We start from the raw sequence: 8766 nt of genomic DNA, 5'->3' as shown, positions 1-8766 counted from the left end.
GGACAGGTGGCCATGTTTGACAATCCGCGGGATGCCTTCGGCATTGCGCTCAAGTACCTCGGATACAGCCAGAATACCGAGAATGCGGATGAATTGCGGCAGGCAGCCGAGCTCATCCGGCAGGGCATCGCCCGCAACCGGCCCGACCCGTCCGACCCGCTGGAGGTGCTGGCCAAGGTGGGCGGCACGGAGCTGGCCGCCATGGCGGGCCTCATGCTCGGCGGCGCGTCGCTGCGCATCCCGGTGGTGGTGGACGGCTTCATTGCCGGGGCCGCGGCGGCCATAGCGGTGGGGCTGCATCCCGATGCGCGGGAGATGCTCGTGGGCTCCCACGCGTCCGTGGAGCCGGGACATCGCCTGCTCATGCGACATCTCGGCATCCCGACCTACACGAATTTCGGCCTGCGTCTCGGCGAGGGCACCGGGGCGGCGCTGCTCTTCCCCATCATCGACGCCAGCGTGCGCATCCTTACGGAGATGCGGACCCTGGCGGAACTGGACATCCGGCGATGATGCTGCGCGCCGCTCTTGCCTTCTTTACCCGGCTGCCGGTCGGCTCTCCGCCGCCCGGCACGGGTTTTCGCGGCATCATGGCCTGGCTCCCCACGGTCGGGATGCTCATCGGCCTGCTGGCGGCCTGCGCGCTGTGGGCCGCCATGCAGCTGCTGCCCCCCGTGTTGTGCGGGCTCGTCGGCTGCCTCGTCTGGGTGGGGATCACCGGCGGACTGCACCTCGACGGCGTGGCGGACTGCGGGGACGGCCTGCTGGTGGAGGCCCCCCCGGCCCGGCGGCTGGAGATAATGAAGGATTCCCGTCTGGGGACCTTCGGCGCGCTGGCCCTCTTCTTTGTTCTGGGCGGCAAGGCGGCGGCCCTGGGCGTCCTGGCGGACACGCCGGCCCCCGGGCAGGCAAGTTTCTGGGCCCTTGCCGGCATGTGCTGCATGGCGGCCGTCACGGCGCGCAGCCTGGTCTTTGTGGCCCTGCTGCTGCCCTGCGCCCGGCCCGGCGGTCTGGGCAGCGCCATGAACGACGGCGTCACGGCCAGCAGCCGTCTGGCGGCCCTGCTGCTGACGCTCTTTTTCTGTCTGTGCACCGGCTGGCGGGGCCTTGCCGCCCTGCTGACCGCCCTTGCGGCGGCGGCCCTGCTGCTCTCGGCGGCTCTGCGCCGTCTGGGCGGTGTGACCGGAGACGTGTTCGGCTGCCTGATCGAAGTCACGGAAAGCTGTATGCTGCTCGTCTTCTGCCTGCCGCAGGGGGAGGCCTGAGGCCCCTGTCTGTCGCGATCCCGCAGGCGCACGCTCCCCGCATCCTTTTCCCGCTGAACGGAGTCCCGCATGTCTGAACCCGACCTGACCCTCTATCTGGGCGGCACGCGCAGCGGCAAGAGCGCCGCGGCCGAGGCGCACGCCCTGCGCAACGGCGGGCCTGTGCTCTATGTGGCCACGGCCATGCCCCAGCCGGACGATCCGGCCATGAGCGAACGCATCCGCCGCCACCGCCAGCGACGGCCGGGCTCCTGGCGTCTGCTGGAGTGCCCGCGCCGTCTGGCCCCCGCCGTGGCGGCCGCCTGGGAGGCGATGCGCTCCGACGCGCCCGGCGGCAGCGGACAGGCCACCATCCTTGTGGACTGCGTCACCCTCTGGGTGACCAACCTCCTCCTGTCCCTGCCCGAACAGCAGGACTCCGGCGCGCTGGAGCGTCTCGTGACGGAGGAAGTCTCCGCCCTCATCGACCTGAGCCGCGCCCTGCCCTGCCGCTGGATCATGGTCTCCGGGGAGACGGGCCTTGGCGGCATCGGCGGCAATGCGCTGTCCCGGCAATTCTGCGACGGGCTGGGGCTGGCCAATCAGCTGCTGGCCGCCCGCGCGCGGGAGGCTTTTCTGGTCGTGGCCGGCCGTCTGCTGCGCCTTGCCCCGGCGGCGGAGGCGCTTGCGGGCGCGTGAGCCCTGCGAGCCGATTTTGCCGATGCGCCAGTCAGCCGCGACAGGAGCACACCGAGGACCCTGCCGGCGGCGATCGCCGGATCCGTTCATAAAGTACGGCGAGGGGAAAAAGCGGATGCCACCGCCCAGCCGGCCGGCATCCCGTTTTTCCGGCTCCGGGACCATGTGAAAAACGCCCGGGGCGCAGCGGGCTCCTACCAGCGTGCGCTGGGCAGGCAGAGCTTCCAGCGGATGGCGGCCACGCGCAGCCCGAAACAGGCCAGCCCGCCCAGCCAGAGTCCCCAGATGCCGGGCACGAGCACGACCACCATGCCGCCGAGCAGGGAGGTGGTGGCGTAGATATCCGTATTGCGCCGCATGACATAGGGGACCTGCCCGGTATAGGCATCACGCATCATGCCGCCGCTGACGCCGGTCATAAGCCCCATGAGCACGGCAATGAAGGGGGCCGCCCCCAGCAGCAACGCCTTTTGCGTCCCCATGACCGTAAAATAGGCCAGCCCCACGGCATCCAGCAGGGCCACAGGACGATCGAGCCGGTGATGCTGGCGACTGCGAGTCAGAAAAAAGCCCAGCACTCCCACCAGGATGGGACAATACAACTGGTCGCGCTGCGTCAGCCAGAAGACCGGCGTCTGCAAAATGATGTCCCGCAGCGTGCCGCCGCCGATGGCCGTGAGCACCGCCACCACGACCACGCCGAAAAGATCGAGCTCGGCCTTGCGGTCGCGGGCCGCAAAGACGCCGCTCATGGCAAAGGCCCCGATACAAACCCAGTCCACCCAGATGCCGACATTCATCGGATCCTGCTCCTTTTCCCTGCTGCCGCCATACCTTGCGGCATGTCCGCACGATATGTGCCGTCCATTGAGGACATTTTTTGTGTAAAGCGCTTTGCGTTTCCAACCATACGGTCTGTCGTTTAGCGGAAAAACACGCTTTTTCCGCTTGGGTTCAGCCGGGCGGCGCTGTGCCGTCGCCTCGCGTCTTGCCCTGGCCAAAGGAAAAATATTCTAAAATGAACAGGATATACCAACTCATCGTTCCTTGCGCCGTCACGAGATGGCTTACCGTATCTCTCGCTCTCCCTGATAAAATCGCGCTGGAAAAGGGATGAGGGGCCTGGGGGGAAGAATGGCGAGAACACCTTTTCTCGCTTCGTTGTGAAAAGGCTGGGCCCTCTCGCGCAGGCGGCGACCCAACGGGCGGCCCGCAGGGCCGTCCCCGTCAGGCGACGCGGGAGCCTTACGGGCATCGACAGCAGAGCGCGACCCAACGGGTGGCCCGCAGGGCCGTGCCCGTTAGGCGACGCGGGAGCCTTACGGGCATCGACAGCAGAGCGCGACCGAAAGGCGGCCCGCAGGGCCGTGCCCGTTAGGCGACGCGGGAGCCTTACGGGCATCGACAGCAGCGCGAGGAGTTCTCCTTCCCCCAATAACGCTCTTTCCCGCCTGACCGCGCTCAGCGCAACTGACTGTCCTTGCTGCCCTTGCGGTTGTAGAGCTGCACCGCCTGCCGCTCGCTGTCCGCCTCTTCCTGGCAGTCCCGGCACAGGCGTACGCCGGGCAGGGCCTCGCGCCGGGCCTGCGGAATGAGCTCGCCGCAGCATTCGCAATACAGCGCGCTCTCCCCGCGCGGCAGGGCGGCCCGTGCCCGCGTTATCTCGTCATTGAGGGAATCCTGGATCTGATCCTGTACGGCGTTGTCGCCGGCCCAGCCAACGGCCATGATCCTGCTCCTTCAGCGCGGATGCGGTCAGCAGCGCACCCGCGGCAATTCGTTCCAGCGTGTCGTCAGCCGCGGCGAGCGATGCGCCTGCCGCATGTGCCAGTCCGCCTCTCCCAGCCCTTGTGCGCCAAAGATGATGCTTTCCCGACCGAACTTGCCGTTGATGGCGTCCAGCGTCTGCATGAGCGCTTCCCGCCGCCTGTCTTCCTCCGGGGACGTCGCGCGGAAAAGGCTGCCCTGCCGCCTGTCCGCCTTTTCCAGCCCGTAGAGCATGACGCCCGCCTTGGCATAGGCGTGGCCCGGGCGAAACAGACGCTCCAGCCCGGCTTGTGCGGCCCGCAGCAGCGGGAGCGTGTCGGCTGTGGCCGCCGGCAGGGGCAGGGAAACGTCCGCCGCATGGCAGGGCGTGCCCTCCCCGGCGTGCCGGGACGTGCGGATGTGCACGGCAAGGCCCCCGGCGACCAGTCCGGCCCGGCGCAGTCGCTCCGCCGCGCGCGCCGTGAAGCAGGCGACCGCCTCGCGCAGGGCGGCAAGCTCCGTCACCGGGCGGGCAAAGGAACGGGAGGACACCAGCGTATGGCGCGGCAGGGGGGCATTCTCCACGGCGATGCAGGGCAGGCCGCGCAGCTCAAGCGCCGTACGCCAGCCTGTCACTGTCAGGACACGCCGCAGCCACAGGTCGTCCGCATCGCGCAGGGCCGCCGCCGTGGTGATGCCCGCCGCCCAGAGCGTGCGCGCCTGCCGCCGCCCGATGCCCCAGACCTCGGCCACGGGCAGCCAGGAAAGCACGTCATCCGTGTGGAACAGCAGATGCGCGTCGTCTCCGGCCAGCGCAAAGTCCGCCGCGCCGCTGCCGAGAAAGGCCAGGCCGTCGGCGCGCTTCTTGCCGATATGGTTGGCCAGTTTGGCCAGCGTGCGCGTGCGGGCCACGCCCACCGAAACGCAGATGCCCGTCCAGCGGACGATGCGTTCCCGCAACTGCCGGACGACCTCCGCCGCCTGCGCTGAAAGCGCGCCGTCCAGCCGTACAAAGGCCTCGTCGATGGAATATTGTTCCACCTGCGGGCAGTGCTGCTCCAGGATGCGCATGATGCGGCCGGACATATCGCCATACAGGGCGTAATTGGACGAGAAGACCGCCACTCCGTGCTGTTGCAGAAAGGCGCGCCACTGGTACTCCGGCGCCCCCATGGGGATGCCGAGGGCCTTGGCTTCCGGCGAGCGGGCCACGATGCAGCCGTCGTTATTGGAAAGCACCACCACGGGCTTCCCGGCAAGATCGGGCCGAAAAAGGCGCTCGCAGGAGGCATAAAAATTGTTGCAGTCCACCAGCGCCCAGAGCGGCGCGGCTCCGCGGGCAGGGACGGCCCTGTTACAGCTTGTGGATGACATAGCTCACCACGCCCCAGATGTGCACATGCTCCCGCTCCGTGATGTCAAAGGGCGGGTAGTCGGGATTCTCCGGCATGAGGTAGACTCTCCCCCGGCGCCGGATCAGTCGCTTGACCGTCAGTTCGCCGTCCAGCGCGGCGATGACCACCCGATTGTGTCCGGCCTGCAGGGAACGGTCCACCACCAGCAGATCCCCGTCGTGGATGCCCGCATTGATCATGGATTCGCCATGCGCGCGCACAAAGAAGGTGGCGGCTTCATTGCGCACGCAGTAGTCGTGCAGGTCCAGCTTGCGGTCCTGATAATCGTCGGCGGGGGACGGGAAGCCCGCTTCCACGGGCGCAAGATAGAGCGGCTGGCCTTCGCGGCCTTGCGGTATGGCGGCGGCCATGCCCAGCAGCTCAAGGCGCTGTCCGCCGGCGGGAGGGAACAACGGTTTCATGGCCGCACTATAGCGGCTTGCGCCGGGGGGCGCAATGCCGCTCCCGGGCTACGCGGGCCAGACGAAAGGGCGCGGCCCGAAGGCCGCGCCCCGCATGTTCGTCACCCCTGCTCCGGCTAGATGAAGAACAGGAAGGTCAGGATGATGAAGAGCGGCACCAGGATGCCCACGGACCACATCATGTAGCCGAAGAAGCTGGGCATGGGCACGCCGCGTTCCTCGGCGATGGAGCGCACCATGAAGTTGGGCGCGTTGCCGATGTAGGTATTGGCGCCCATGAACACCGCGCCCGCCGAGATGGCCGCCAGCGTGGAGGCCATGTCGGTCATAAGGTGGGCGGCATCTCCGCCGGCCGTGTTGAAGAACACAAGGTAGGTGGGAGCGTTGTCCAGGAAGCTGGAGAGCGCGCCGGTCAGCCAGAAGAACATGGCGTTCACCGGCTGGCCGTCATGGAAGACCATGTTGATGACGCCCGCCAGCGCGCCGTCCGTCCCGGCCCGCAGAATGGCGATGGCCGGGATCATGCTGATGAAGATGCCAAGGAAGAGCTTGGCCACTTCTTCAATGGGCGCCCAGGAGAATTCGTTGAGTTCGCGGCACTGCTTGCTGGTGAAGGCCCAGGACAGGCCGGCGATGGACAGCAGGGAGATGACCTGCAGCAGGTTCTGACCTTCGATGGTCACGCCGTAGATGGTGATGGCCGGGCCAAGCTGGAGCAGGCCGGACACGAGCACCGCGCCCACGATGAGCAGCAGGAAGAAAAGGTTGATGCTGCCGTCCAGGCCGAGCTTTTCCTTCGGGGCGTCGGGATCGACGGCGGGAACCGGGCTGCCTTCCTTCTTGTAGAGGGTCTTGTCCACCACATAGAAGATGGTCAGCAGCGCGACGACCATGAACAGGGTCTTCAGGAACAGATTGGTGGTGGTCCAGAAGAAGGTCACGCCCTTGAGGAAGCCCAGGAAGAGCGGCGGGTCGCCCAGCGGCGTCAGGGAGCCGCCGATGTTGGCCACCAGGAAGATGAAGAAGACCACGGAATGCACGCGATACCGACGGTGGGCATTGGCGCGCAGCAGCGGCCGGATGAGCAGCATGGCCGCGCCGGTGGTGCCCATCCAGCTGGCCAGGATGGTGCCCACGGCCAGAAGGCCGGTATTCACCGCGGGCGTGCCCACCAGCGAGCCTTTCAGGCGCACGCCGCCTGCCACGGTGAACAGGGCGAACAGCAGGACGATGAAGGGCACATATTCCAGAAGGAGGGCATGCAGCAGTTCATAAATGGCGACATCCGCCCCGTAGACCACAAAACAGGGCACCAGGAAGGCCAGGCCCCAGAAAACGGCGATCTTGCCGAAGTGGTGATGCCAGATATGCGGGATGGCCAGCGGCATGATGGCAATGGACAGGAGCATACAGGCAAAGGGGATGACCCACACGGCCGACAGATCCGGCCCCGGGATCGTGGGGTGGTGACCACCTGCGGCCAGCGCAAGCGTCGGGGCCAGCAGGGTGACAAGCAGGGATAGCATCAAGGGCCGGAGTTTTGGCATGTGAATCTCCTCATCAAACACGTGCGGCATCGACAAATGACGCCTGTTTCGTTGGCCCCGTGGCGGTGGCGGGGCGGGCCTCAGCATTTCGTATTCTCATACCGCAAAAATGCCCGTTTGGCAATGCTTGCGGACCAAAAAGCCCTGTTCATTCAATCAATTGTTCTTCTTTTCACAGATCGCCGGCAGGCGACGTCCCGCCGCTGCCTTCCGCCTGCCGCTGCCGCCAGTAGTCATCCTGGAAGATGCACATGCGGGTCACGTCGTGATAACTGCCGTTGACGAAGAATTCCCGCCGCAGCACCCCTTCTTCCGTAAAGCCGAGCTTGGTATACAGGTGGCGGGCATGGACATTTTCCATGTCCACCACAAGGTAAAGCTTGTAGAGATTGAGCACGTCAAAGGCGTAGGCCATGACCAGCCGGGCGGCCAGCGTGGCATAGCCGCGATGCTGCCATTCCGGCGCGATGATGATCTGGAATTCCGCCCGCCGGTGGATATGGTCGATCTCCACCAGCTCCACGAGGCCGATGCTCTCCCCCTCCCTGTCCACGATGAAGCGCCGTTCGCTCTGATCGTGGATATGCTTGTTGTAGAGGTCCTGCAGCTCCACAAAGGCTTCGTAAGGCTCTTCAAACCAGTAACGCATGATGGTGGCGTTGTTGTCCAGCCCGTGCACGAACTTCAGATCCTCGCGCTCCAGCGGCCGGATGACGACATTTTCCCCGCTTTGCATGGCAGCCTCCTTTGACGTCTTCACCTTACGCCCGCGCTTGCGGACAGGCAAGCTTGCCACGGCCCCCCTTTTCTGCCACAACCGCCTCTGGCGGGCCAACCCGCCGCACCGCCCGGGTTTTCGGAGGATACATGAGCAAGGAACCTACTCCCCGGCGCAGGGCGCGCCTTCAGGACGTGCTGGCCCATCGGCAGCCCGACCTGACGCTCGTCCTGGCCAACATCCACGATCCGCACAATGTTTCGGCAATCTACCGCTCCTGCGACGCCTTCGGGGTGGACAAGGTCCACCTTTACTATACGGACACCCCCTTCCCCGTGCTGGGCCGCAAGACGTCCGCCTCGGCCCGCAAATGGGTGTCCAGCGTGCGCCATCGCGACCGTGAAGAGCTGTTTGCCGCCCTGCGCGCTCAGGATATGCAGGTGCTCGCCACCACCTTTACCCCCACGGCCCGCCCCCTGCGGCAGTGGGACTTCACCCGGCCCACGGCCGTCATCATGGGCAACGAGCACAGCGGCGTCGGCGAAGAGCTCATCCAGGCCGCCGACGGCGAACTGTACATCCCCATGCACGGCATGATCCAGAGTTTCAACGTCTCCGTGGCTGCCGCCATCATCCTGGCCGAAGCCGCCCGCCAGCGCGAGGACGCCGGCTTCTACGACGCCCCGCGCCTGCCGCCGGACGAACTGGAACGGCGCCTTGACCTCTGGCTGGAAAAATAACCGACCCCGTTCGCCATCCGCCGGACGATCACGCCTTGATTTTTCCGCCGGACTGAGCTACTGTCCTGCCTGCGCCGGTGTAGCTCAATTGGTAGAGCAGCTGATTTGTAATCAGCAGGTTGCGGGTTCAAGTCCCTTCGCCGGCTCCAGAGAATACAAGGACTTGCGGGTAACGCCGCGAGTCCTTTTTTCGTCTCCGGCGGAAGTTGTCCCCACTTTGTCCCCACTTCGTTTTTGTCGTAAGGAAATGTAGCCG

The 8766-nt window shown here is 66.1% G+C and carries 10 protein-coding genes and 1 tRNA gene; 5 read left to right on the top strand and 6 right to left on the bottom strand.

What is annotated here, in order from left to right; genetic code table 11:
• From Q0J54_RS11570 to Q0J54_RS11560, 3 genes are all read left to right on the top strand, one after another.
• A partial coding sequence (locus Q0J54_RS11570) for a nicotinate-nucleotide--dimethylbenzimidazole phosphoribosyltransferase (RefSeq protein ID WP_296305883.1) occupies window positions 1-513 on the top strand: 513 nt, incomplete at its 5' end.
• Window positions 510-1265: an adenosylcobinamide-GDP ribazoletransferase gene (gene cobS, locus Q0J54_RS11565; RefSeq protein ID WP_296305882.1), complete on the top strand. Its 756-nt coding sequence runs from the start codon at window positions 510-512 to the stop codon at window positions 1263-1265. The genes Q0J54_RS11570 and cobS, both read left to right, overlap by 4 nt.
• A 69-nt stretch (window positions 1266-1334) precedes the next feature.
• Window positions 1335-1943 carry a bifunctional adenosylcobinamide kinase/adenosylcobinamide-phosphate guanylyltransferase gene (locus Q0J54_RS11560; protein WP_296305880.1) on the top strand — a complete coding sequence of 203 codons (609 nt, stop codon included), beginning with the start codon at window positions 1335-1337 and terminating at the stop codon, window positions 1941-1943.
• Between the two features lie 194 nt (window positions 1944-2137).
• On the opposite strand, the gene Q0J54_RS11555 is transcribed toward Q0J54_RS11560, so the two are convergent.
• From Q0J54_RS11555 to speG, 6 genes are all read right to left on the bottom strand, one after another.
• Window positions 2138-2743 carry a trimeric intracellular cation channel family protein gene (locus Q0J54_RS11555; RefSeq protein ID WP_296305879.1) on the bottom strand — a complete coding sequence of 202 codons (606 nt, stop codon included), beginning with the start codon at window positions 2741-2743 and terminating at the stop codon, window positions 2138-2140.
• Window positions 2744-3404: 661 nt separating this feature from the next.
• Window positions 3405-3671 carry a DksA/TraR family C4-type zinc finger protein gene (locus Q0J54_RS11550; protein ID WP_296305877.1) on the bottom strand — a complete coding sequence of 89 codons (267 nt, stop codon included), beginning with the start codon at window positions 3669-3671 and terminating at the stop codon, window positions 3405-3407.
• Between the two features lie 27 nt (window positions 3672-3698).
• Window positions 3699-5063 carry a Y-family DNA polymerase gene (locus tag Q0J54_RS11545; RefSeq protein WP_296305876.1) on the bottom strand — a complete coding sequence of 455 codons (1365 nt, stop codon included), beginning with the start codon at window positions 5061-5063 and terminating at the stop codon, window positions 3699-3701.
• Window positions 5044-5505 carry a LexA family transcriptional regulator gene (locus Q0J54_RS11540; RefSeq protein ID WP_296305875.1) on the bottom strand — a complete coding sequence of 154 codons (462 nt, stop codon included), beginning with the start codon at window positions 5503-5505 and terminating at the stop codon, window positions 5044-5046. Before Q0J54_RS11540 ends, Q0J54_RS11545 begins: the two co-directional genes overlap by 20 nt.
• Before the next feature lie 116 nt (window positions 5506-5621).
• Window positions 5622-7052 carry a sodium:proton antiporter gene (locus Q0J54_RS11535; protein WP_296305874.1) on the bottom strand — a complete coding sequence of 477 codons (1431 nt, stop codon included), beginning with the start codon at window positions 7050-7052 and terminating at the stop codon, window positions 5622-5624.
• A gap of 172 nt (window positions 7053-7224) precedes the next feature.
• Window positions 7225-7788, bottom strand: a complete 564-nt coding sequence (speG, locus tag Q0J54_RS11530) for a spermidine N1-acetyltransferase (protein WP_296305873.1) — start codon at window positions 7786-7788, stop codon at window positions 7225-7227.
• Between the two features lie 131 nt (window positions 7789-7919).
• On the opposite strand from speG, the gene Q0J54_RS11525 reads away from it, so the two are divergent.
• The gene (locus tag Q0J54_RS11525) at window positions 7920-8510 is read left to right on the top strand and encodes an RNA methyltransferase (protein WP_296305871.1); all 591 of its coding nucleotides are present in this window, start codon (window positions 7920-7922) and stop codon (window positions 8508-8510) included.
• A gap of 73 nt (window positions 8511-8583) precedes the next feature.
• Window positions 8584-8659 (top strand) — tRNA-Thr (locus Q0J54_RS11520).
• Window positions 8660-8766 lie beyond the last annotated feature (107 nt).

It is taken from the genome of uncultured Desulfovibrio sp. (assembly GCF_944324935.1).
Classification (GTDB): Bacteria; Desulfobacterota; Desulfovibrionia; order Desulfovibrionales; family Desulfovibrionaceae; genus Desulfovibrio.
Note: the sequence above shows the minus strand (reverse complement) of the source record. Positions and strands in the feature narration are given on the sequence as shown.

Coding starts and splice junctions, on each gene's coding strand:
- cobS (WP_296305882.1), top strand. CDS start 510: ATGATGCTGCGCGCCGCTCTTGCCTTCTTTACCCGGCTGCCGGTCGGC.
- Q0J54_RS11560 (WP_296305880.1), top strand. CDS start 1,335: ATGTCTGAACCCGACCTGACCCTCTATCTGGGCGGCACGCGCAGCGGC.
- Q0J54_RS11555 (WP_296305879.1), bottom strand. CDS start 2,743: ATGAATGTCGGCATCTGGGTGGACTGGGTTTGTATCGGGGCCTTTGCC.
- Q0J54_RS11550 (WP_296305877.1), bottom strand. CDS start 3,671: ATGGCCGTTGGCTGGGCCGGCGACAACGCCGTACAGGATCAGATCCAG.
- Q0J54_RS11545 (WP_296305876.1), bottom strand. CDS start 5,063: ATGTCATCCACAAGCTGTAACAGGGCCGTCCCTGCCCGCGGAGCCGCG.
- Q0J54_RS11540 (WP_296305875.1), bottom strand. CDS start 5,505: ATGAAACCGTTGTTCCCTCCCGCCGGCGGACAGCGCCTTGAGCTGCTG.
- Q0J54_RS11535 (WP_296305874.1), bottom strand. CDS start 7,052: ATGCCAAAACTCCGGCCCTTGATGCTATCCCTGCTTGTCACCCTGCTG.
- speG (WP_296305873.1), bottom strand. CDS start 7,788: ATGCAAAGCGGGGAAAATGTCGTCATCCGGCCGCTGGAGCGCGAGGAT.
- Q0J54_RS11525 (WP_296305871.1), top strand. CDS start 7,920: ATGAGCAAGGAACCTACTCCCCGGCGCAGGGCGCGCCTTCAGGACGTG.